At 36.4% G+C, this 22116-nt stretch carries 27 protein-coding genes; 19 read left to right on the top strand and 8 right to left on the bottom strand.

Features of this window, described 5'->3' with window-relative positions; all coding sequences use genetic code 11:
• Window positions 1-11 precede the first annotated feature (11 nt).
• Entirely contained in the window at window positions 12-599 is a 588-nt protein-coding gene (locus G6053_RS15200; RefSeq protein WP_165306997.1) for a hypothetical protein, read from the top strand.
• A complete protein-coding gene (locus tag G6053_RS15205) occupies window positions 586-1104 on the top strand; it encodes a hypothetical protein (RefSeq protein WP_165306998.1) in 519 nt (172 codons plus the stop codon). Before G6053_RS15200 ends, G6053_RS15205 begins: the two co-directional genes overlap by 14 nt.
• 519 nt (window positions 1105-1623) lie before the next feature.
• Here G6053_RS15205 and G6053_RS15210 read toward each other — a convergent pair.
• On the bottom strand, window positions 1624-2052 hold the full coding sequence (locus G6053_RS15210; protein WP_108634008.1) for a DUF3592 domain-containing protein: 429 nt from the start codon (window positions 2050-2052) through the stop codon (window positions 1624-1626).
• 158 nt (window positions 2053-2210) lie between these two features.
• On the opposite strand from G6053_RS15210, the gene G6053_RS15215 reads away from it, so the two are divergent.
• The 9 genes from G6053_RS15215 (at window position 2211) to G6053_RS15250 (ending at window position 9044) form a co-directional block, all read left to right on the top strand.
• Window positions 2211-2792, top strand: a complete 582-nt coding sequence (locus G6053_RS15215; RefSeq protein ID WP_108634007.1) for a Crp/Fnr family transcriptional regulator — start codon at window positions 2211-2213, stop codon at window positions 2790-2792.
• 296 nt (window positions 2793-3088) lie between these two features.
• Window positions 3089-3475, top strand: coding sequence for a hypothetical protein (locus tag G6053_RS15220; protein ID WP_165306999.1), 387 nt, complete (start codon window positions 3089-3091; stop codon window positions 3473-3475).
• Between the two features lie 153 nt (window positions 3476-3628).
• Window positions 3629-4057: a hypothetical protein gene (locus G6053_RS15225; protein ID WP_165307000.1), complete on the top strand. Its 429-nt coding sequence runs from the start codon at window positions 3629-3631 to the stop codon at window positions 4055-4057.
• Window positions 4058-4261: 204 nt separating this feature from the next.
• Complete coding sequence (locus G6053_RS15230; RefSeq protein WP_165307001.1) at window positions 4262-4939, top strand: SMI1/KNR4 family protein; 678 nt, start codon at window positions 4262-4264, stop codon at window positions 4937-4939.
• A 35-nt stretch (window positions 4940-4974) separates the two neighbouring features.
• Window positions 4975-5112: a hypothetical protein gene (locus G6053_RS30610; protein ID WP_206531953.1), complete on the top strand. Its 138-nt coding sequence runs from the start codon at window positions 4975-4977 to the stop codon at window positions 5110-5112.
• Window positions 5113-5179: 67 nt separating this feature from the next.
• A complete protein-coding gene (locus G6053_RS15235; RefSeq protein ID WP_165307002.1) occupies window positions 5180-6346 on the top strand; it encodes an immunity 26/phosphotriesterase HocA family protein in 1167 nt (388 codons plus the stop codon).
• A complete protein-coding gene (locus G6053_RS15240; protein ID WP_165307003.1) occupies window positions 6333-6944 on the top strand; it encodes a hypothetical protein in 612 nt (203 codons plus the stop codon). Before G6053_RS15235 ends, G6053_RS15240 begins: the two co-directional genes overlap by 14 nt.
• Window positions 6945-7348: 404 nt before the next feature.
• Entirely contained in the window at window positions 7349-7696 is a 348-nt protein-coding gene (locus G6053_RS15245) for a DUF600 family protein (protein WP_108634002.1), read from the top strand.
• A gap of 1165 nt (window positions 7697-8861) precedes the next feature.
• Window positions 8862-9044 carry a hypothetical protein gene (locus tag G6053_RS15250; protein WP_108634000.1) on the top strand — a complete coding sequence of 61 codons (183 nt, stop codon included), beginning with the start codon at window positions 8862-8864 and terminating at the stop codon, window positions 9042-9044.
• A 170-nt stretch (window positions 9045-9214) separates the two neighbouring features.
• Here G6053_RS15250 and G6053_RS15255 read toward each other — a convergent pair whose 3' ends face one another.
• Window positions 9215-10174: an Rpn family recombination-promoting nuclease/putative transposase gene (locus G6053_RS15255; RefSeq protein WP_165307004.1), complete on the bottom strand. Its 960-nt coding sequence runs from the start codon at window positions 10172-10174 to the stop codon at window positions 9215-9217.
• Between the two features lie 344 nt (window positions 10175-10518).
• On the opposite strand from G6053_RS15255, the gene G6053_RS15260 reads away from it, so the two are divergent.
• Window positions 10519-10740 carry a hypothetical protein gene (locus tag G6053_RS15260; protein ID WP_165307005.1) on the top strand — a complete coding sequence of 74 codons (222 nt, stop codon included), beginning with the start codon at window positions 10519-10521 and terminating at the stop codon, window positions 10738-10740.
• Between the two features lie 17 nt (window positions 10741-10757).
• Here G6053_RS15260 and G6053_RS15265 read toward each other — a convergent pair whose 3' ends face one another.
• Window positions 10758-11252 (bottom strand): hypothetical protein, encoded by a 495-nt coding sequence (locus G6053_RS15265; RefSeq protein ID WP_165307006.1) that lies wholly within the window; start codon window positions 11250-11252, stop codon window positions 10758-10760.
• A 291-nt stretch (window positions 11253-11543) separates the two neighbouring features.
• Entirely contained in the window at window positions 11544-11888 is a 345-nt protein-coding gene (locus tag G6053_RS15270) for a helix-turn-helix domain-containing protein (RefSeq protein ID WP_206531954.1), read from the bottom strand.
• Between the two features lie 87 nt (window positions 11889-11975).
• Between G6053_RS15270 and G6053_RS15275 the strand changes: the two genes are divergently transcribed.
• Window positions 11976-12488: a dihydrofolate reductase gene (locus tag G6053_RS15275; protein ID WP_165307007.1), complete on the top strand. Its 513-nt coding sequence runs from the start codon at window positions 11976-11978 to the stop codon at window positions 12486-12488.
• 20 nt (window positions 12489-12508) lie between these two features.
• Here G6053_RS15275 and G6053_RS15280 read toward each other — a convergent pair whose 3' ends face one another.
• The gene (locus G6053_RS15280) at window positions 12509-12865 is read right to left on the bottom strand and encodes a helix-turn-helix domain-containing protein (RefSeq protein ID WP_165307008.1); all 357 of its coding nucleotides are present in this window, start codon (window positions 12863-12865) and stop codon (window positions 12509-12511) included.
• 163 nt (window positions 12866-13028) lie between these two features.
• On the opposite strand from G6053_RS15280, the gene G6053_RS15285 reads away from it, so the two are divergent.
• The 4 genes from G6053_RS15285 to G6053_RS15300 all read left to right on the top strand — a co-directional run bounded on the left by G6053_RS15285 (window position 13029) and on the right by G6053_RS15300 (window position 17628).
• Window positions 13029-13763 carry an SDR family oxidoreductase gene (locus tag G6053_RS15285; RefSeq protein ID WP_165307009.1) on the top strand — a complete coding sequence of 245 codons (735 nt, stop codon included), beginning with the start codon at window positions 13029-13031 and terminating at the stop codon, window positions 13761-13763.
• Between the two features lie 392 nt (window positions 13764-14155).
• Entirely contained in the window at window positions 14156-14887 is a 732-nt protein-coding gene (locus G6053_RS15290; RefSeq protein ID WP_165307010.1) for an MBL fold metallo-hydrolase, read from the top strand.
• Between the two features lie 104 nt (window positions 14888-14991).
• A complete protein-coding gene (locus tag G6053_RS30615; RefSeq protein WP_206531955.1) occupies window positions 14992-15261 on the top strand; it encodes a hypothetical protein in 270 nt (89 codons plus the stop codon).
• Between the two features lie 81 nt (window positions 15262-15342).
• Window positions 15343-17628, top strand: coding sequence for a hypothetical protein (locus G6053_RS15300; protein WP_165307011.1), 2286 nt, complete (start codon window positions 15343-15345; stop codon window positions 17626-17628).
• Window positions 17629-17791: 163 nt separating this feature from the next.
• On the opposite strand, the gene xth is transcribed toward G6053_RS15300, so the two are convergent.
• Window positions 17792-18568, bottom strand: coding sequence for an exodeoxyribonuclease III (xth, locus tag G6053_RS15305; protein WP_165307012.1), 777 nt, complete (start codon window positions 18566-18568; stop codon window positions 17792-17794).
• A gap of 6 nt (window positions 18569-18574) precedes the next feature.
• Window positions 18575-18874 carry a hypothetical protein gene (locus G6053_RS15310; RefSeq protein ID WP_165307013.1) on the bottom strand — a complete coding sequence of 100 codons (300 nt, stop codon included), beginning with the start codon at window positions 18872-18874 and terminating at the stop codon, window positions 18575-18577.
• 179 nt (window positions 18875-19053) lie between these two features.
• Here G6053_RS15310 and G6053_RS15315 point away from each other — a divergent pair, with 179 nt between their 5' ends.
• Both G6053_RS15315 and G6053_RS15320 read left to right on the top strand, forming a co-directional pair.
• Window positions 19054-19794, top strand: a complete 741-nt coding sequence (locus G6053_RS15315) for a hypothetical protein (protein ID WP_277603213.1) — start codon at window positions 19054-19056, stop codon at window positions 19792-19794.
• A gap of 90 nt (window positions 19795-19884) precedes the next feature.
• Window positions 19885-20670, top strand: coding sequence for a hypothetical protein (locus G6053_RS15320; protein WP_165307015.1), 786 nt, complete (start codon window positions 19885-19887; stop codon window positions 20668-20670).
• A gap of 248 nt (window positions 20671-20918) precedes the next feature.
• Here G6053_RS15320 and G6053_RS15325 read toward each other — a convergent pair whose 3' ends face one another.
• Window positions 20919-22031 (bottom strand): TlpA disulfide reductase family protein, encoded by a 1113-nt coding sequence (locus tag G6053_RS15325; protein WP_165307016.1) that lies wholly within the window; start codon window positions 22029-22031, stop codon window positions 20919-20921.
• Window positions 22032-22116 lie beyond the last annotated feature (85 nt).

Consider the following 22116-nt stretch of genomic DNA (forward strand, 5'->3'; position numbering starts at 1 on the left):
TAAGCCATAGCATGAAACAGATCATAAAACTATACCACATTTCTGCCCTTACTATCCTCGTTGTTGGGTGCAAAGATCCATCGCGCACAAAGACAATGGATTTTGGTCTATTTACGCTTGAAGTTCCTTATAAATGGCAGCAGGTCAAACAAAACGGAATGGACAGTTATGTAGGCGCTATTGCTGTAGACAACACGGATACGCTTTACTTTGATCTGGGTATGTATTCAAATAGTTTGACAGAGCATAACATAGAAGTTATCACCAGACAAATGATGGAGGAAAGCGCAACAGACTCTTCGGACTATATTATTGTAAAAGATATGCCGATACTGGATTTTGATCTCGATGCCGATCTGTACAGAAAACAAAATGTATCCTGGGATACCATTGATAGCAGAAGAGCCAAAATCGTATTTCCTAGGATATCCGGGAAAGGTACGACTGGGATATACATCAGCAACCTATGGGGAGACTCTTCAAAGGTCCGATTTAATCTTTACGGATCAAACCTAAAAGCGCAAACAGAAGAGGATCTTCTTAAAGCGATAAAAACATTGAGATTCTACAAACGTAATATAGATAATGAAGAGAATTAACGCTCCCCTATTTGTGCATCTCTGTTTTGTAGTTTTGACATTTTATGCATTATTAACAGACGGTGATTGGCTGAGGTATTTTACGGGGAGTTTAGATTTTAACTTGATTATTTTTAGATTGCAAGTTGCAGGACTTATTTATGCAGGATACTTACAGGCGCAAAGAAATAGAAAGGTAATCTCCATATTATGGCCAGCATTGATTGGGTTGATAATACTTATATCGTGTGTACTCATCACGGGAAATTATCAGTTTAATAAAAATATCGGAATTACAATCGTGTGGATTATCTTAGAAGCTTATTATATATGCTATGAAATTTTAATCGGTGATCTTATTGAGAAAATACCTTTTTTATTAAATCTCAACTACGGTTTCCAAGCTCAATGCATTTATGTTATTCTTTCCGGCGTATTGATTGGCTATGTTATGTTTAGATCAATAGTAGGTTTTGTTTTAAGTTTAAAGTCTATCATTGATTCCTCTAAGGACAAAAGCCCATAATTTGGCCCACTGCAACCATTCCCTATTTTGGTAATGAAGTCTCTATAATTTTCGGGGAACCTAATCCTTAGATTGCGTTCAATATAAAAAACCTCGGATTCAGGAATAGGAGGATTAAGAAAAAACTCTTTTGGTGTAATTTTATTTAATTTATTCGGGTTATCCTGTAGAAAGCGTAATTTCTCTTTGATTAAATTTATATCCATGCATAATTCTATTTTTGTGACCTTTTACCAAAAAACTGGAATATTAAAAATAAAGAATTCGGTGATGAATTACTAATTTTTAAAGGAAGTCCCTTTTGGTACCATTAAAATTACCAAATTCTTATTATGTACGCTCATATGGCTGGATGGTTCGCCGTCAGGTTTAAAACACTTGCAAAATATGTTGAAGCTTTATTAAGCGATTAGTATGGTATTATTTCAAATGGCATAGGAAAAAAGTTTATAATTTTTCAGAGCTTAAACGGAAAGTGGTTTACTTTCCTTAAATAAAGCTATCGGAATAGTTTGGGTATTAAAGAATAAATCTTGCTGCGATAAAATACCCGCCCCCAATAACTAATAATGGAAGTGCTATTGATAGCAGAAGCAATGTCCATATAAATACTCTGAAGTAACTATACAAAACTACTTTCGACGGATCGGCAGGATCATAGATGACAATTGTTGTCTCCCCTATTTCCCAGGTTGGCGGATCGTTTCCTTCGGCTAATTCGTAAGTAATTAACTGATCATCTTTAGTACGAAAAGTGAAGATCGGCGCAAATACTTCGCCTTCTGATTCGTACCTGTGAAGGTCAATAACAGTTGCAATAGTTTTTTCTCCATTTTTTAGAAATACCATTGTATTGCGGAAGCTAAATATTGCCAGTAAAAGGAACACTATACCTATTCCCAGGATTATATAATATTGCCACATAGGTTTATTTTTAATTTGTTCCACTTTTTAATTATTTTATTATATCTAATTGATAAATAAACATTAACGAATATAAACAATTTTCGAAAAGTCAATCAAAGCCGAAGACTCCACACAAATAAAATTTCATAAAAAAATAAAAGAAGGTATATTTACTTTTGTGTCAGGTAAAACAATGACTAATGCACGATACTTTAATCAACTATATCAATTCGCGGGTCTCCAGACCCCTAGCCTTAGATGAAATTGAGATCCTAAAAAATAATTTTGTCCACCGTAAAATCAAAAAACGTCAGGCATTTTTGCAGGAAGGTGAAATAAGTAATTACATGGGATTTCTTGTTAAAGGTGCTATGAAAAAATACAGTATAGACGCTAAAGGCACCGAGCACATCATGAGCCTTTATATTGAAGGCTGGTGGGTAGGTGATCGTGAAAGTTTTGCAAAAATCACACCCTCCGCCTTCAATATAGAAGCTTGTGTAGATACTGATTTGCTTATCTTGACCAAGAACGCCGCAGAGGAGGTATTTTCCCTTCCAATCATGAATGAACTTACACGGCGGTTGGACGAAAATTATTCCTATGCAAGCCAAAAAAGAATCAATGCTGCCCTAAGTATGACGGCAGAAGAACGCTATAATATGCTTATTGATAGCTATCCTGAATTTACACAGCGATTTACACAGCAGCTGATTGCATCTTATCTAGGCATTACAAAAGAAACGCTGAGCAGAATCAGGTCCCGGGCAGTCAAAAAATAATCGGGATTGATTTACAAAAGGAATTACTTTTGTTCCGATTAATTCAATAGCTCTGAATATATCGTCCTTGCTCAGTCCTGGATTATCCATCTGAAATGTAAATCTTGAGATACCACCCAATGCCTGGAATTGCAACAATAAAATGGACACTTAAGTAAGAATAGGCATTACAAACATTATCAAAAGGCAAATTCGTAGGTTCCGAATGCTTTGTTTCCGAACTAATCCAGCTATTTGGAGAAAAATTTGTATAAAACCCTTAGAACATTGTTCCAATTATTCTTTATTTTTAGTCTATGAGTGACTATACTATTTCGCTTGTGCCTAAAGTGTCCAGGTACGCTTTTGATGAAGTTGTTGTAAATGATATTTTAAAGTGCTTAGTCTCGAAAGATATCGTCAAAGCTGAATTATCGGATTGCATACTCGGTAACCTTGGATATGCAATTTCTGATGGTGCTCAATACATTGTGTCGGAACCTCAGTTCCTTCCATACCAACTTGATATAAATGGTCTGGAAATAACAAGTGAGCGCACTGTATTTGATACCGGCCAAAATGGCATCGATCGTATCATATGCCCCAGTTGTACGGAAAATATTGTACACAATGAATGGGATCTGGATTCCTGGTACCAGGGTTTTACCGATAATTTGTTGTGTCCGATGCACCACCGAAAGTGATATCCAGCAATATGTTTTTGAACCACAGTGGGGGTTCAGCAATCTTGGATTTACATTTTGGAACTGGCCTGAATTGAGACCTGAATTTATAGTTGAGTTGCAGGAGAAATTAAACTGTGACCTGGCGATTGTAAGATCCCATATTTAATCATCATGGAAAAGGATAACAATGAAGGAAGGAGTATCATAAAAGGAAGCGGTTTTCTTCGTGTAAACTGGGGTGACGAGAAAAATGGATCAGTACTATTTTTCCAAGGGGACACGGTCTTATTAGGAATTTGTAGTATTCCCTTTGCCTTATATACAACTGCTAGGTTTGACAAAAATACCTTGCCAAATGAACACGTAAAAAACCTCTACCAGCTTGAAAAGCTGTTTTTAACAGGTGATTATAGTAGCATAAGAGTAAAAGAAAATCGTCCTTATGAGATTCCATTGTGGATAAATGATCTCGAGAATCTGAGCTTTTTGTACTTGGATCATTTTGATTTAAGTGGTTTGACCAACCTTAGAATACAAAACCTAAAAACACTGATTCTTAAAAATGCTCATATTATTGATATTTCCAAATCTTTTAATTGAAATATTAACTTTTAAAAACCTAACACATATCGCTTATGATGAGTCTTGTATCCCATTAATTGACCAATTAAGAAAGCATCATGCTGGAGAGATTACTTTTGAGCTCTTAGATGGTTCGAGCTAAATTTTTCCACCAATCCAAAAAGTATTTTTTATATATTTAGATGCAAAGTGATACTTTTAAAACGATAAAACTGACTGCACATGACCGACAAGATCGAACAATTTTTTAATGCGTATTTGACCAGAGATGTAAGTTCCGTTTACACAGAAGATGTTCCAAAAGAAATGATGGCATCCGAGGTAAACGAAGATGGCTGGTATGAATGGAAACCTATCCCCGGATCATTGACTGATGATGATTATAAAAAGCTCGAATCAGAATTTGGTGCTTCGTTGCCTGTTAGCTTTATTGAATGGCATAAGCGTTATTTCTTTGCTGAGTGTGACTGTTCAATAGCCAGACTTCCTCACTCCTTGCCTGCCCAACCGCTAGCGGAAATAATATCCAATCTTGACTCGTACATCGCTGAACAACTTATCCCCCTTGGCCTGATTCCTTTTGCGAGTGAAGGCAATGATACTGGACCACTGGTATTTGATACGAGAGGCTCCGTCGAAAAAAATGATTATCCGATCAGAGTGTATGACCACGAATATGATGGCGAGCTTGAGGGATTGAGCGAAATTATCTTTTCGTCATTCAACAAGATGTTGGCATGCTTAACTCATTTCCTAAACGAAACTAATACAAGAAAACATTTTGAAGTAATCGCTGATTTTTATGCAATCGATCCAGACGGTGCTGGGTCTACTGGTCGGTCATATTGGGATGGTTGGATAGAAATGGGCCGGGCCAACTTTAAAGAATTTGGATATTAAAGCAGAATCCAGCAAATGAAACTGTAAAAAATAGTATGGAGAAAACTCTTTTGGTATTGGATTTGGATGAGACATTTTTGTACATTAGTGGGCGAACAGTTCAAATAAAAACATTTGAGCCATTAGTAAAAGCTGGTGCTGGTAGAGAGTTTACGATTTCAAAAGCCCACTAACGCAAAGCTCGAAACCGTCATCTGCAAGCAAATCAAACCTCTCGTCCTTACAGATATAAACACAAAAATGGAAAAACCACAATTTGAATTAACGAACGAACAAAGAAAATATTTAGGCATTACGCCAGTTGAAAACAATTGGGAACTTGTGAAACTTTTTGACAACCATGTTTACTTTGATGGTGATATCATTCGCAAAGAAATTACCGTTTCAGAACAGTCTTACTTTGAACGTGATCTTTATGAAAAAACAGCAGAAAACAGAACTATCCTGCTACCAAAAACAGAGAAAGGAAAACCTAAAAAACTAAATTTTACCGCCACACAAGCTTTTAGAGGAGCTGATGTCTATTTTGCGTTTTCTGATAGTTACCTAACCATTTCAAGCTTTACAACTCAAATCACATATTATGCAGAACGTTTTAAAGACAAGGATTTGGGTTTCCTAAAAACTTGGTTAAATAAGTGGATTGCTGAAACTTCAGAAAAAGATTTGCAAGAAATAGATACCTTCAAAAATGCTGAAAGAAAACACTATAAGTATAAGGAAGGTGATTTTTTTGCATTTAAAATTGGCAGAAGACAATGGGGATTTGGAAGAATTTTAATTGATGTTCAAAAAACAATCAAGGCAAATAATTTCCAAAGAGATGAACACTATGGATTAACCAATTTGATGGGAAAATCGCTCATTGTAAAAGTTTATCACAAAATAAGCAACGACTTGAATGTAGATTTGAAAGAACTTTCTGAAACAATCGCACTACCGTCGCAGGTAATTATGGACAATCATTTTTTCTATGGCGAAAATCCTATTATTGGTCATAAACCACTTGAAAATGATGAATATGATATGCTTATATCCTACAGCCGAAGCATAAACAGTGACAATTATCATAAAGTTTATCTTCAATACGGATTTATTTACAAAGAAATTGATATTTCGAAGTTTAATAAATATCTACGTTATGATGATAAAACTCTTTATTTGGGATATGAGGAAAATCCATACCGAAAAGAAAGTACAGGATATGCATTAAGTACTGATACACTCCAAAAATGTATTGAAACAAAATCTAACTTGCCGTATTGGGAATGTGAGGACGAAAGATATGACAGAAAATTAGATTTGAGAAATCCGGCAAATAACGAAATCAAAAAAGACATCTTTAAAGCTTTTGGTCTTGATGCCGACAAAACTTATGAAGATAACCTAAAAATTGCCAGCAGATAACATCGGCTTGGCAAAATCTAGTAACTTTTTATATATTAGTTTCACAAAAACAGTTGTTACCTGCAATGCAGAGACAAACCATTCTATGGCAAAAATAACAGATATTAATCAAGGAGACTTGTTAACATTCAAAGCCGCTGACAATAGATTTAAAATGTTGCTTTGTACGAGTACTTCCAAGGAGAGAAGCCCACAATATTTTATTTTCTCGGCATTGACCTACGACAGTTTCGACAAGCCTACGACTTCAAACATTAATAATATCGAATTCTTTGGAATAGGAAATAGAAAGTGTGACTACTTCAAATATTCTGACAATGAACTTAACAAGATGTGGTCAATTCATCCTGAGACTGAACCGTACTTTTTAGGTTCTTACGGATTTTTAATTGTCCGAAAAGACTTTATGAAGTTTCGAGACAATTTTGAAGTTATTGGTACTTTAAATATTATTGACCACCTAGACAAAAACGGGAATGGTAGCATGAATATAAGTGACTGGGAATTAATTAAGGACTTTTTCGCAAATAGAATTAATTCCGTTATGCTAGACAGAGGACAGAAAACCTTTAAGATAGATGCCATTATTAAAGATTGAGGGAGGACAGCCAGTAGAGCGACCGCCAAGGAAATCTACATAGCTCGCTCCTATATCGCTAAAGATATTGGTGCCGATGACAACATTGGCAGCTATTGGAAAACTGGAATTGGTCGTGGTTACTATCATGGCATGCTACTTTTCAATTGGGCAAGGTGAATACCCAGGCCTAATTCTAAAGTATGGGTTTGAAAGAAAGGTTGGTTACGGGAACTAGGAAAAATTGGCAGAAATGAATATCAACAAGCAAAATCCGTAACTTTAAAAGATGGAACAAAAGGATTTGATGAGGGTGATGAGGGTGATGAGGGCGTAAGTAAAAGACCCTCTGAAATTGAAGTTTTTTATAAAATAGATGGTAAAGAATATATAAAAACTTTCCCTAATAATAAATTTAAAATATTATGACAGTAGATGAGATTTATATAAACATTGGACAAAGCATAGTAAATGCTATAGAGGGTGAAAGTTGGAGTGAGGCAAAATTAAATATCGAAGTTGTAGGAACAGGTGTGGTAAGCTACAATGGAGAATATATAACGGATAATAACGAGGTAAAAAACATATCTGTAAGAAATATTTCTAGAGATATTCGAAATTGGATCAGAGAATTACACGATATTACGACAGAAGGAGATAGTAATAAATGGAATAAAGCCATTTTTAATCTAAATGCACAAGGCAAATTTAATATGGAATTTATCTGGGATCAGGAACTGCACGATGAAATAGTAAGATTATCAAAAGAATAGAATAGTATAAAGGGTTTCAAATAGTCTTCTGGATCAAATCTTAAAAGGTTTTCTAAAGCATTATAATACGCACTGGTTCCCTTATTATCCGACGGGAGTTAGCTTAAAATTTCTGGAAAATGATTCTGCCCGAATACGCTAGCGGTTCATAGTTGCAATCTTGAAAAACATTGCTAAATAGCAAGATATTAACGATCTAGTCAATATAATATTTGCTCGAAATGAAATATAGTTCGAAAACAATAAAAAATATAATCATTAGAGCATACCAGATTGAGTTTTTACTTTTTGAAAAAGCGAGTATTAAACATAATGAAATATGGCTTATCATTTTTACACCATATATAGGCATCAAATTTTCAAGATAAACTTGTCTTTTAGTAGAGTATCTAAAATATCTGCCGCATAAATTATAATTAATCCAAGAAAAATCCACTTCTTCCTTGAAAAAAAATAATTTTTATAACTTTCTGAATAGTCTCTGACATCTGATGGATACAACAACTGACAAAGTGTAAAGTACATCAATATATAGGTAATCACTAAAATATATTCGGTGAAGGTCCAAACTCTTACGTCCCTCAAATTGTACTCCCACCACCAAAAATGAATCATCTGAATAAATAAATACAATACCCATAACAAGTGTATCCAATATGGCTTCGTTCTCCCCGGATGTTGAATAAATTTTACTGTACCATTAAGAAGGCTTCCTATGCTTAAGCCCAAAATGATACTTATCACTGTTTTAATATGGTTGAAAAAATCCATTATTATTTTGTTCTGTTGATATCATTTTAACTTGAATCTTTTTATATCGATAATCAATCATAAATATAATTAAATTTGTGGTATTCTAAGCAAACAGCGAAATTGCAGTTTCCATAACCAAAAAAAATACGAGCAAAATTCGCCTTTTCAGTACATAAGAAAAAAAACAGATATTACATAACATCTGTTTTTTAATCCCTATTCAATTATTCAATCCGTAGTCGTTCTTCCTCTAAATCTAATTTCAGAAAGTAATGCCTGGTGATTCAGGGGTCTTAAGCCATTGATGCCTTCTTACGGATAGGAATAAACCTCCACATACAACAGAGAATACACCTGAAGAATGCACTTCCTCCGCTGCGATAACGCTCCCCTATTTGTACATCTCTGTTTTATGGCTTTGACATTATATGCAACATTCACAGACGGTGATTGGCTGAGGTATTTTACGGGGAGTTTAGATTTTAACTTGATTATTTTTGGATCGCAAGTTGCCGGACTTATTTATTCAGGATACTTACAGGCGCAAAGAAATAGGAAGGTAATCTCCATATTCTGGCCAGCATTGATTGGTTGATAATACTTGTATCGTGTGTACTCATCACAGGGAATTATCAGTTTAATACCAATATATTATGCTAAATCAGTTCTTAACCTTATATGGAAACAGAGTCCAATTATAAGGAACATAGCTGAACTCCGTAATTTATTTATACACTTAGTGAGACAGTCCAACAATAGTGAAACTTAGAGTTTTTCGATCTCTTCGACTGAAAGCCCTGTGCCTTTAGCAATATCAGCTATAGGTAATCCCATTTCCTTAAATGCTTTAGCAGTCTCAAGAGCTTTTTTGCGTTCCCCTTCTGCTAGACCTTCCGCTAGACCTTCCGCTTTACCTTCCGCTTTACCTTCCGCTAGACCTTTAGCATGGCCTAAAGCTTCTCCGGATTTCTTGGCCGAATTGAACACACTCTCAGCATCGCGCTTATGTTTTAAACTTGCTTCGTATGACATTAGTTCCTCCTCCGTTAATTTACCTATCTCTCCTATCTCAAAGATAAGACCAAATATTCTTTTATCCAAAAATGATGGCAACCTATCCATGGTACTCAAGTGTTTAAGTAAGTACAACCACTGATCCATAACTGTCTTTAATTCTTCTGGCTGTTTATTAAACAAGGGAAGCGAAATCATCTTATACCCCAATTTATCATAGAATATTTCTTTGGTCAATTTGTCACAGAGCGCCACATCATAAAAATAAGGACGCTCTGTGACACGGGATATTTCAGAACTTCCATTTCTGTCCATGTCAAACTCCAAAATACCGATAAAGTAAACCTCCGGCAGGTAATAATCACTCCCCTTCTTACCTCGTGCTAATTGTTTATTGATGAGACGTGAGGTATAATACACTGCGCGGTCCTTAAAAAATTCTTGAAAGAGCTGCTGCATTTCAATGATGAAAACCTCACCATCGCTGCCGATACAATGTAAATCAAATACAACTCGACGCATTTCCTCATAATCGCCATCTTGTTCTACAGGTTTATATCTTAGATCCGAAATTATCTTCTCTCCATGAAATAGACTATTGAGAAACTCAATTAGTAAGATTTTGTTGTCCTCTCTACCAAAGTAAAATTTCCAACCGAAATCGGTACGTGGATCTACATATCTACCCAAGTGTTTTTTTGATCTAGCCATAATATTTATTAATTGGTTTTCGATCAAATATACAACATCAAATCAACAAAAGCTAAAATAATTAGTAAAAAAGCTAAAAGTGAAAGTTGACCTTGGAGATTCAGATGAGCAGATCGCGGAAGGTAAATCTGCCCGTCAGTATACTGCTGGAAATCATCCGTATTGTTGCCATTAAAAAGGATTAAATAGATCTTATAGTTACAAGTAAGCTTTAAATTTATGTAAAAATTTTAGAATTACGAATATGTATCACATCTGTATATTTTTTTGATAGCTCATTTATTCTACTTTACTCTATTTAATAAAAAATAATCCACAAATGAACCATATAAATCTATCACATTATGAAAAGACAAAAATTTATCTCGACAATATTGCTGGGAATTCCTTTACTTTCCTCAGCTCAGGTTTTGAAGCCTCGAAGCAAAAAAAATATCGGCAAATCAAATAAAAAAGGTTTTGTAGTTCGGGAAGATGAGAGTCGTTATCACGGTATACAGACGAAGCCTGAAAATGCCTTTCTGCGTTGTAACCTATCTTCGGCAGTTTATAACCTTATAAACTGACTTAAATTATTATTGAGCTAATAGTTTTTATTCATAGCGTTTCCTAAACGAACGTATTTCAAATTTAGATTATTTAAAATTCGATCTTCAAAGTTTTTTATCACCGTTTTTCTTACTTTAATTTCTTCTTTATTTTCAGGCTCATGATTGATTCCAATCACTTGACCTTCACGATCTGTAATAGAAATCAGTAATAATTCAGTGTCTGATTCAGACGGAGTTGGAATTAACACTAAATAGCTTTCGCTATTCTTATTATCATAGATATACCCCTTATAAAAATATGGACTATTTTTATCAATTTTGAATATATAATCTTGCGATTCTGAGTCTTGCGAGACGTTAAACAATATAATCCTGTGCATCAGTGAATCTTTTGAAACCTCAAATTTGTACCTTTCTGCCATTAGATTACTACCGGCAGCAATGAAATCACAAGAAAAAAAGAAGCTGTTTAAAATCAGCAACAAAATTATAGCTCGGTAGAATTTAAACATCTCGATATTTTTCATTTTTTATTTTCGTTCTTTAACTATATTCTTAAGACTTGTAAGCTGCAAAATGGCGATTGAAGAATTTTGTAGTCCTTTCTTTATTGTATTTGAAATGGAAATTCTTAAAATGCTGATCCTACAAGTGCCCCTTTTTCAGATTAATAATTATCAATTAAGTTCATTAAAGTTGAATACGCTAAGATCTAGCGGTTAACTGCCGGAATGGCATTGCAATAACTCACAGGAATCGTGCATATACTCCATCCTATAAGGTCTAAAATCAAAAAATGAACTATTAAAATAGAAACCTCATCTTGCTTTAATTTTATATCTATGCTTCAGTCCAAATTCAATTAAAGCATTGACAACTTCCTCCGTTTCTTTAGCATGTGCCGTAAGGGCATAAGAAACGGTCACAGGCCTGGTATTATTGACCGTTCTGCTAATCAGTAAATTATCCTCCAGCTCCTGAAGTTCTTTGGATAGAACTTTTGGGGATATTCCCTGAGCCATCTCTTGCAGATCTTTAAACCGCATTGTACTCTGGTCCTGCAAATTGTGCAGGATACAAAATTTCCATTTGCCACTGAGCAGTTCAATGCCATCTTTTAATGCCAGTATAGTTTCTTTATCAATATCATGTTTTTTGCCCATCAGATAGTTACTTTCCTAAAGGTAATGAATAGTATATATATATTGAATATGCTATAGTTTTGTTGAACAGAAATTAAAAAAATCATTATGAAAGTCACAGTAATAGCAAACATTTCAGCAAACGGAAGAGTTTTAGTCTCCGATAACCCGCATCACCAGCTGCCACCGGAAGCAATGGAATTTTACCTGCGATCTGTAAGACGGGTTGGAAATGTGGTAATAGGATTGAAAACATTTGAAAATTTTCTGATTTTTCCCGAACCGGTAAAAGAACATTTTAATGGAATAGAAATCATCATATTGGCCGATAAATCTTATACGGTTGATGGCTACAAGACTGTAGCAAGCCCCGAAGAGGCTATTGAATACATGTCTGCTAAAGGCGTACAGGAAATAGCCGTTGGCGGTGGAGCAAATACCTTCAACGCTTTTTTGGACAAAGATTTGGTTACAGCTATTCATTTTAACGTCAGCCCTATAATCACTGGAACTGGCGCTATTTTAGGAAACAACAAAGAGTTAAATTCAAAGTTCACCTATAAAGAACAGAAACTTAAAAACGGTTTTCTCCAATTGCACCTAAAAAAGAAAACTGAATAACTACAGGCCGAAAATGTCTTTTACTTCCCAACAATCACTTTTCGGTGTTCGGTTCCCCATTCGGCCAATGTATTGATGATTTTTTTTAACGTCAAACCGTATTCTGTTAGTTGATATTGAACCGTTACAGGTTGTGTGTCGAGAACGATCCGTTTAATGAGCTGGTTCATTTCCAATTCTTTCAGCTCTTTACTGAGCATTTTATTGGAGATCCCTTTCACATCGTTTAAAATATCAGAAAAACGCCGTTTGTTGTAATAGCAAACAGACGATATTATTGAAATTTTCCATTTGCCATTCAACACATCCATAGCATCGTGAACAGCCATAATCTGTTTTCTGTTTGTGTCGTTATTCACACATTCTATTTCCGTCATAAGTTACCTTGTTACTCAAAAGTTACTGTTACTTTTAGTTACAAAGTTACTAAAATAAATTTAATCAATTTAACTTTGCATAGTTAAAGAAATCGATTTCAAAAACAAACAGTTTAAAAAGTCTTGACTAAAAATGAATTTTCAATCATTAAAATTTTAAAAAATGAATTTCACAAATAAAAACGTAGTAATTACGGGAGGAAGTGCAGGAATTGGATTAGCGACCGCTAAAACATTTATTGAGAAAGGAGCAAACTTATTGATAACAGGCCGAAATACCGATACCCTGCAAGCAGCATCAGAAAGTATTAATAGCCCAAAACTGAAGACCTTGTCTTCAGATACGTCCAAACTGGCAGATATTGCGCTATTGGCAGAAACAGTTGCAGCTAGCGGAAACAAAGTGGATGTGCTTGTACTGAATGCAGGAATAGCAAAGCAATATTCAATTGAAGATACAACCGAAGAGGTTTTTGATGATCTGTACAACATCAATGTCAAAGGACTATTCTTTACTTTGCAAAAATTAATCCCTCATTTATCAGAAGGAGCTTCCATTGTTCTTATCTCATCTGGAGTCTCTGTGAGCGGGTATGCACAAATGGGTGCTTATGCAGCTACAAAAAGTGCAGTCGATGCGATTGCACGTACCGCAGCTACTGAACTGGCAGACAGAAAAATCAGGGTAAATGTGGTTGCTCCCGGATTGACCGATACACCTATGAATCAGCAAACGCCTGCAGATATAAAAAATGCCATAGCAGCAGCAGTTCCATTGAAACGAATCGGACAAGCTGAAGAAATTGCTAACGCAGTTGTTTTCTTGTCTTCAAACGAAGCCTCTTATATTTCAGGTTCATATCTGGCGGTAGATGGCGGTGTTACCATTCGCAGATAAATATGCGTAGTTTATGATATACTTAGTGTTATCCACTAGGTATATCATACTAATCTTGGAATTAACATTTAAAACGCCATCCGCTAAAGCTATGATTTAATATTACTTAGCAATCTAACAAGTTCCTTTACAGATTCGTTAGTTGGTGCGGCAAAATCTTTTATACCATCAATTAACTATCTAGAAGGTTACATACTATTTTTGAGACTAAAGATATAAGGTTAAAAGAATGGTTAGTTACGGGAAACCGTAATTAATTCTATAAAATGGAGATTTTCCTTATATTGATATCCGCAAAAACACGGATATAGTATTTTGCTTTTGGATACGTAGTTTTGTTATTCTACGTGTTATCAATCAGCAGAATATGTGAAATTAATATAATAGTAAAAATGAAAATATATCCTCTAAAAGACGGTGATTTCAGTGTCGATAAGAATAAAAATTTCACCTATCTGGAAGATACTGGAAACGATAAAAATTTAAAAATTGCTGTGCAGCCTTTCCTTATTGAAACAGCTGGTAATTTAGTATTGCTAGATGCAGGATTAGGCTGGATGGAAAACGGAATTCCAAAAATTCATACTAACATTATAAAAGCAGGTTTTCAACCAGAAGATGTAAAGCTAGCTATGCTTTCTCATTTGCACAAAGACCACATCAACGGACTTGTGAATAGAGCGAAAAATGATTGGACGCTTAATTTTCCAAATGCGGAAGTCTATATACAAAAACGTGAATATGATTTTGCACTTTCAAAAGATGGGAGTCCTTCTTTTGATTTGGATGCTCTGAAGTTCATTGTTGAGAATGCCAATATTATCTGGATGGATTCTGATAAAGGAAGTATTATTTCAGAAATTGATTTCGAAGTTACCGGCGGACACACCCCTTATCATCAGGTTTTCTGGGTTAAAGATAATGGAGAGACAGCTTTCTATGGTGCGGACAATCTTCCTCAAATGGGATATTTAAACTATCAAATAGCATTTAAAACTGATTATGATGGCAAAAAAGCGATGGAAGAACGAATCATTTGGAAGAAAAGAGCAAAAGAAGGACAATGGAAAATCCTTCTTTATCATGATATTGAAAATAAAATAATTACCCTCTATGACAAGTAAGCTCCTCTCCTAGCTAAAAGTTGAGATTGCGCGCTCACGAATCTCCGAGACATTCAGTTATGGATATGATTTCCTATCAAGGCAAAGGGGTTGGTCGCTTAATCATGGATAAGATGCAAGAAATCTATAGAGACTTTCATATGCAGATGCTTACTGCCGACGGAAAGGCTATCGATTTTTATAAAAAGAGAACGGCTTTGAAAGAGCAGGACAAACAGAGCCAATGTGGATCTATTCTGGGGATGATCACTAAAATTGAGGAAATCACAAAGCTAGAACTAACTTTTGGCGAGGAATTGGGCACTTTATGTAATTTTAAGTTTCCAGATTTGCGAATCAATAATGAGGAGGAATATTTACTTAAATTCGAATAGATAAAAGAATACAATAGAGAAGCCAATAACAGTAGGAAAAAGCAAATAATTTCAATAATTATATGCCTAAAACTGAATTCAATGAATAAAGCGAAAAGAAACTTGATCATTTTTCTGGTTTTTATATGGCAGTTTTCTGCTCATTTACTCTATGCACAAGATTCAAGAACTGTAATAGATTCCTTGGCAAAGAAACTGGAGAGCTTGGCTGCGAAGAACAATGGCACCTCGATTTACCTGCGTACCAATAAAGATATTTATGAGACCATGGAAGATCTATGGTTTAAAGCCTATTCCGTTGACCAGAAGCATCTCCTGCTATCCCCAAATGATAAGTCCTTATATGTACAATTGGTACAGATGGAAACGGACAGTGTTGTTTGGGAAGAGCTATATCCAATCGAGGGGGGAATTAGTACCGGCCATATTTATCTCGATAACGCATTGAGAGAAGGCACTTATTGGTTATGTGCATATACTTCCCATTCACTGAATGGGGAATCCAAACGCTTTATAGATGGCCGGAAAATTAAGATCATCAAAAGCATAAAGGAACTTGAAGTACATAAGAAAAAAACTGCAATAGAGACCCCACTTCAAGAAATAGCCGAATTCAACCTTTTTCCAGAAGCAGGCCTTCTGCTTGCCGGTGTTCGGAATACCGTTGCATTTAAAGCAACAGCTATAGAAGGAGATCCAATAAACGTTTCGGGAAATATCTATGAGGATGATAAAATAATAGGCTCCTTTAAAAGCATACATGATGGGATGGGTCGTTTTCAGATCACACCGACAGCGGGCCGAAGTTATAGCGTTAGGCTAGAAAGCCCTTATAACAAAAAGAGCTTTTCATTGCCCGAGGTTGTTCAGGAAGGTATGACTTTTTCATTGATTGCCAACCAAGAAGACAGTTTAGCCTTTCAGATTTACAATGTAGGGAGACCTCAAAGCTTCTATCTGCAGGTGCAGAACCGTGGTCTTCCGGCTGTAATGGCTTCCGGTGAAATTAAAGATAGTACTGTAATAAAATTGCCATTGACCGATGTACCAGCAGGTATCTCAGAAGCAACACTTTTTAACAACAAAATTGTCCCCATCGCCGAAAGATTGGTCTATATAAAACCCAATAAATTGGTTATCGTCACCACAGAAATTTCTAATGAAAACGCTTGTAGAAGGAATAAATTGACTTTAAAAATTAAGGCTCAAGACCAGCATGGGAAACCCGTCATTGCTCAATTGGGCGCTATGGTCTATGATCGTTTATACAATGACCCCTCAGATCAAAAAGATATACAGACACATTATCTGATTTCCAATCAAATAAGAGGCAAAATTCATAACCCGAGCTATTACTTTGACGCGAGCAAGTCTGACCGGCACCAAGCAATGGATTTGTTGTTGCTTACTCAGGGATGGCGTTCCTATAATTGGAGTGAATCATCCCTCTCTGATAGAAATCTAAAAATTAATGATATAATTCCTGAAATTGTCACGGGTCAGCTACTTCACGTAAAGAAAGGAAAGGAAGAAAGCCAGCAAGCGGTTATGCTTTTTGATGCCGAGCGGAGAGAAAGCCAATTGGTACAAGTGGATAACAGCCATATCTTTCAAATTTCGCCCGAGAATATGCTGATTGGTAGAGATGTCTATATCAAACATTTTGGCAAACCGGAGGACATGGAATTGAAGATCCTCGATCCATTTCAGCAAATACGTAAAATCCAACCTTGGAAACGCATTGAATATCCATTTAAATCATTTAGGGATACCATTATCAAAGACAGCACCTTGCCAGGTCTGTCCAATCGCTCGATAAAATTGGAAGAAGTGCTTATTAGCGCTCGGCAGCAAAAAACATTTCGTGATAAATATATCGGGTACCTGGACAGTTTGGCCAAATACCAAAATAATACTGATCGAGCTCATGGCGCGTGGTTAAATTGTCCAGCCGGTGATGGTGACGAATTGCCTGTCGAGGGAAAAACATATATCATATGGGATGGTCCTAATCCGCCCAGCTCCCACCCTTTTAGCTTTAATTCGACAAACACAAAACGTATTGTTTATGAGTTTCCAAAATACAGTGAAGCGGAACTAATGAAAAAATTCGGAATAGTTCGAACAAAAGGCTACTATCGACATAAGGCGTTCTACGAACCCGATTATGATAAACAACAAGATTCGGCGCCGGACTATCGTAATACACTGCTTTGGGCTCCGAATATCATTACGGACCAGAATGGCGAAGCTACCCTTCAATTTTATACCTCTGATATTAATAGTCTATTTTACGGGCTTGTCGAAGGTATATCAGATGACGGGAGTTTCGGGAAATCTACTTTTCAGTTTCGAGTAAATCCATGAAGAACACCTTATATGGCTTTTGAATAAAACCCGCCTTTTCATCGGCGTACAAATCCAGCAATATCAACTATAGCTTTTTTTTGCATCGCTCGTTTTGTCTTTGAGTTCCTGTGATCCAGCTTCTTTTAACAGTTCATTTTTGATTTCTTACTTGCAGCCATAATTATTTTTTATCGTCCAACATTATCCATACCGGTGCATGATCACTTGCTTTCTCCCATCCACGAACATGACGGTCTATTCCTCCTTCTGACAACCGTGGTGCTATCATTGGGCTAAGCAATATATGGTCCAGCCGTAACCCGGCGTTCCGGCTATAGGCATTTCTAAAATAATCCCAAAAGGTATAAACTTCCTGATCTTTAAAAAGTGTTCGGATCGAATCCATCCATCCCTGGCCAATAAGCTGTTTAAATGCTTTTCGGGCCTCAATCCGGAATAGCGCATTTTCAACATACTTTTCCGGCTTGTATACATCCTGCTCTGTCGGGATAATGTTAAAATCACCTATAATGATCACCGGAACCTCCATTTTCAGTAATGCCTTTGCCCGTTTCATCAAACGTTTAATCCAAGCCATCTTATACTCAAACTTAGGCCCTGGATAAGGATTGCCATTTGGCAGATATAGACAGCAGATTAATATCTGGTTGATAATAACCTCCAGGTACCGGCTATGGCTATCCTCCTTATCGCCAGGTAATTCCCTTGTCACTTCGGTAATCTCGTACTTCGATAAAACAGCTACGCCATTCCAGCTTTTCTCTCCATGCCAGACTGCTTGGTAACCTGCGTCGTTGATGGCTTTTATCGGAAAGCGCTCCTGTGGAGCCTTTAATTCCTGAAGGCAAACTATATCCGGAGATTCTTCTTTTAGCCATCGAAGCAATACAGGTAGTCTCCCATTAATACCATTGATGTTGTATGTTGCTATTTTCATTTAGTGTTATTGAAAGCTGCCATCTCGGTTTAGCTCTACTTCCAGCAAAAGAATGAGTTTGGCAATAGCAGGCTCCCGCCATTCTTCCGCAAGATCTCCTTTAACGTAAGCAAGATGTTCATCTAAAATCAGCTGACAGCCATCCATTGTAATTCGTGCATACTGTCCATACCCTCCCTCCTGGCCAACTTCAAAATCAAAGTATTTCTCTTCCCCTTGGCTATTGGTCACTGGAATGCCTGTAAATGTGGTGATAGCTGCCTGATTGCGGTCCTTTGCATCCTTTTTATTTTCATTGTCTGTCATAATAACTATTTTTGGAATAGAACAAGCGCCGACCAATAGCGTTTGAAGCTTTTAAGATATTAACAAAACAGGCTTTCGGAGAACTAAAGGCACGTGGTTTATGTTTACCAAAAAAGTCGTTTTATGAAAAAGATGCCAGCCCACATAAAACCAATGCTTTGTACACTTATTAAAAACCAATAGATAGAGACGATTATCTCTATGAAGTGAAATGGGATGGTTACCGTATTGTATCCTTCGTTGAAAAAGGAAAAGTACACATGGATTCAAGAAGTGGGCTAAATTATACTTCCAAATATCCTTTGGTTGAAAAGGAGCTTAAAAGCCTAAAACACGACGTTATTATTGATGGCGAAGTAGTTGTATTCAATCAAGAAGAGGAGCCGGATTTTGATGCCTTGCAGCTCTATAACGGGCATGAATTGCCAATCAAGTATTGCGTATTCGACCTGTTATGGATGGACGGTCAGGATTTGCGAGGATTTCCGCTAACAGAAAGAAAAGAGCTTTTAAAAATACTGGTTAAGGACAATGATGTTTTCCGATACAGTGAAAGTTTTGATGATGGGCCGGCTTTATATCAGCAAATGCTGGATTTAAACCTAGAGGGAATCGTTGCCAAGAAGAAAGATAGTGTATATACCGAAGGTGACCGGGGCAACGATTGGCTGAAAACACCAACCCGCAAGCGACAAGAATTTGTGATCGGCGGTTGGGCAGAATCTGATAAAGCCAGGTCTTTCAAAAGTCTTTTATTTGGTGCTTATGAAAATGGAAAGTTCACTTGGATCGGTCGCAGCGGTGGCGGTTTCAAAGACAAGGAAATGCCGAGTATCCTTAAAAAGCTACAAGCCATAGAAACCCAAGAATCTCCTTTTGTAAATAAAGTACTAGATACTAAGGGAGCCAAAATACACTGAGTAAAGCCTCAGCTGGTTGCCAACTTTGAGTTTGCCACCTGGACGAAGACAGGGAGAATCCTTAAGCCGGCCACATTTTTGGGTTTCAGGTTGGAGAAGAAACCAAAACAAGTTGTAAGGGAAGTTCCAAAATCGACAGATGTAATTGAGGATGAAGTAGCAGAAGAAAAATCTGTTGCAAAATCAAATCCAAAGAAGCCCCAAACGAAGAAAAGCACAAGAAGATATCTAAACAAGGATAGTAATTGGCAGCGAGTCGATGAGTCTTTTGGAGGATCAGAAGTAACCGACTTCACTATGAAACACTGTACTGTTCAACTTCAACATCCGGACCAGCCGGATTATATATGGCTTGATCTCGATCCGACAGTCACGAAGAAAACAGAGGATGATGGTTTTGAACAGGCTATTCAAGTGGCAATTGCGACAAAGGCTGTGCTGGACAAGCATAAACTAAAGGCCTTCGTAAAAACATCAGGTAAAATCGGACTGCACATCTATATTCCCTGCAGCGGATTTTCTTTTGAGCGGACGAGGATTATCGCAAATAACTTGGCTGATGAAATTCATCAATTAGTTCCCGATATCGGCACTAGAAGCGAAACAATTAATCATCGAAAAGGCAAGGTTTATATTGATGCGAATCTGAACGATTATGGGGATACCATGGCAGCTCCGTACTCCATCAGGCCATATCATCTGCCATTAGTAAGTACGCCTTTGGACTGGAAAGAGGTTAAACCAGGTCTTGATAGATATAAATTTACTATGGAAGAAATTTTGAAAAGGATAAAAAAGAAAGGTGAGCTTTTTCACGACCTTAATGATGAGAAAATTACTATCCAAAATGGAACAATAATGAGAGCATTGATTTAAATACTTCACTAGGCCAAAGTCTAATTACGCAACTTCCAATTTCTCACTCATTATATTAAGCATTTTGTATACAGCATCTGGATTAGAAAGCTTTTTAGGTGGAAAATCAGGGAATTCCATTTAACCATAGTCCTAAATAGATCTTGCAGGATTTACGGCGTGTTATAAAGTGAAGTTCGGGCAAGCTTCACTTTTTTATAACTTACATTTACTAGGACAGGGCAAAAAAATCGTAAATAGACGAATCCCTACTTATTTTGTAGAATCAATTTATCTAAAACTGTTTTTAATTGACTACCTCTAAGATTTCGTGCTACAATTTTCCCTTCTTTGTCCAAAAGAAAGTTGTCAGGAACTCCTTTTAAGCCAAAAACCTGATAAAGTTCACCGCTGAAGCCTCCTGTGTCCAATACATTAGTCCATGATAGCTTATCATTGTCAATAGCTGAAAGCCAGTCCGCCCGTGATTCGTCAATGGATACGGCCAATATCTCAAATTTTTTTGATTTGTATTCGTTATACAGCGATCGCAGGTAGGGAAACTCTTCTCGGCACGGACCGCACCAGCTCGCCCAAAAATCCACCAGAACATATTTACCTCTAAAATCTTCAAGATTAACGAGATCGCCCTCAGCGTTGGAGAGCTCAAATGTGGGAAGATCTTTACCAATTATAAGATGAGGATGCGCCATTATCTTTTTGTTCAATAGCTTGCCTGTATAACTATTTTTGAGTTCGTTTGAAAGCGCATTATATAATGTATTGACCAAGGCGGGTTGTCCCTTCAAAGAGGGAAAGGATCGGTTCAAAAGATCCAGGCTGTAGAAATTGTTAGGGTTACTTTGGATAAATTTGCTTAAAATGCTATCTCCTAACTCCGTCGTATTTTTTTGGTCTTTATTTGCAAGATATACGGCTCTTCGGTTTTCATTGTAAGCTATCGCCGACTTATCTAAAGCAGAACCATTCAATTTATATTTGTTCTTGTCAATATTCAAATTTTCTCTAGGGCCCGAGAGCCAACCTGTTAGACCATGAAAGTCTAACCGATCCCCCGGTGAGACCCAAAACGAGTAGACAATTTGATCTTTTACCAATCGTGGATTGAAGTCATTGTCAATAATAAAATTAATACGTGTCGGTTCACCGATATTGCCACTAAAAGTAAAAGTTCGATCAGCTGATAGTTGTAAAGAATCATGAATTACCTTTTCATTATTTTTATAGATGATCCTATACTCCGCATTCGGAACGGTGTCGATCTTCCCCTGGATCGTAAAGTTGCTATTACTCTGCCCTATAATGACCAAAGGAATTGATAATAATGAAATTATAGCTAATAGTAATGTTGATTTTCTCATAATTTTGAATTAGACATGCATCAACTAAGTTATTAGTTATAGGCCAGAAATGCAAGTCGTCCAGAAAAAAATATCTCTTTGGTTA

Source organism: Sphingobacterium sp. DR205, assembly GCF_011064245.1.
In the GTDB taxonomy this organism is placed as follows: Bacteria; Bacteroidota; Bacteroidia; order Sphingobacteriales; family Sphingobacteriaceae; genus Sphingobacterium; species Sphingobacterium athyrii.

Excerpts from the sequence above, each read along its gene's own strand:
- G6053_RS15200 (WP_165306997.1), top strand. The coding sequence starts at position 12 with ATGAAACAGATCATAAAACTATACCACATTTCTGCCCTTACTATCCTC.
- G6053_RS15205 (WP_165306998.1), top strand. The coding sequence starts at position 586 with ATGAAGAGAATTAACGCTCCCCTATTTGTGCATCTCTGTTTTGTAGTT.
- G6053_RS15215 (WP_108634007.1), top strand. The coding sequence starts at position 2,211 with ATGCACGATACTTTAATCAACTATATCAATTCGCGGGTCTCCAGACCC.
- G6053_RS15220 (WP_165306999.1), top strand. The coding sequence starts at position 3,089 with ATGAGTGACTATACTATTTCGCTTGTGCCTAAAGTGTCCAGGTACGCT.
- G6053_RS15225 (WP_165307000.1), top strand. The coding sequence starts at position 3,629 with ATGGAAAAGGATAACAATGAAGGAAGGAGTATCATAAAAGGAAGCGGT.
- G6053_RS15230 (WP_165307001.1), top strand. The coding sequence starts at position 4,262 with ATGACCGACAAGATCGAACAATTTTTTAATGCGTATTTGACCAGAGAT.
- G6053_RS30610 (WP_206531953.1), top strand. The coding sequence starts at position 4,975 with ATGGAGAAAACTCTTTTGGTATTGGATTTGGATGAGACATTTTTGTAC.
- G6053_RS15235 (WP_165307002.1), top strand. The coding sequence starts at position 5,180 with ATGGAAAAACCACAATTTGAATTAACGAACGAACAAAGAAAATATTTA.
- G6053_RS15245 (WP_108634002.1), top strand. The coding sequence starts at position 7,349 with ATGACAGTAGATGAGATTTATATAAACATTGGACAAAGCATAGTAAAT.
- G6053_RS15250 (WP_108634000.1), top strand. The coding sequence starts at position 8,862 with ATGGCTTTGACATTATATGCAACATTCACAGACGGTGATTGGCTGAGG.
- G6053_RS15255 (WP_165307004.1), bottom strand. The coding sequence starts at position 10,174 with ATGGCTAGATCAAAAAAACACTTGGGTAGATATGTAGATCCACGTACC.
- G6053_RS15260 (WP_165307005.1), top strand. The coding sequence starts at position 10,519 with ATGAAAAGACAAAAATTTATCTCGACAATATTGCTGGGAATTCCTTTA.
- G6053_RS15265 (WP_165307006.1), bottom strand. The coding sequence starts at position 11,252 with ATGAAAAATATCGAGATGTTTAAATTCTACCGAGCTATAATTTTGTTG.
- G6053_RS15270 (WP_206531954.1), bottom strand. The coding sequence starts at position 11,888 with ATGGGCAAAAAACATGATATTGATAAAGAAACTATACTGGCATTAAAA.
- G6053_RS15275 (WP_165307007.1), top strand. The coding sequence starts at position 11,976 with ATGAAAGTCACAGTAATAGCAAACATTTCAGCAAACGGAAGAGTTTTA.
- G6053_RS15280 (WP_165307008.1), bottom strand. The coding sequence starts at position 12,865 with ATGACGGAAATAGAATGTGTGAATAACGACACAAACAGAAAACAGATT.
- G6053_RS15285 (WP_165307009.1), top strand. The coding sequence starts at position 13,029 with ATGAATTTCACAAATAAAAACGTAGTAATTACGGGAGGAAGTGCAGGA.
- G6053_RS15290 (WP_165307010.1), top strand. The coding sequence starts at position 14,156 with ATGAAAATATATCCTCTAAAAGACGGTGATTTCAGTGTCGATAAGAAT.
- G6053_RS30615 (WP_206531955.1), top strand. The coding sequence starts at position 14,992 with ATGGATAAGATGCAAGAAATCTATAGAGACTTTCATATGCAGATGCTT.
- G6053_RS15300 (WP_165307011.1), top strand. The coding sequence starts at position 15,343 with ATGAATAAAGCGAAAAGAAACTTGATCATTTTTCTGGTTTTTATATGG.
- xth (WP_165307012.1), bottom strand. The coding sequence starts at position 18,568 with ATGAAAATAGCAACATACAACATCAATGGTATTAATGGGAGACTACCT.
- G6053_RS15310 (WP_165307013.1), bottom strand. The coding sequence starts at position 18,874 with ATGACAGACAATGAAAATAAAAAGGATGCAAAGGACCGCAATCAGGCA.
- G6053_RS15325 (WP_165307016.1), bottom strand. The coding sequence starts at position 22,031 with ATGAGAAAATCAACATTACTATTAGCTATAATTTCATTATTATCAATT.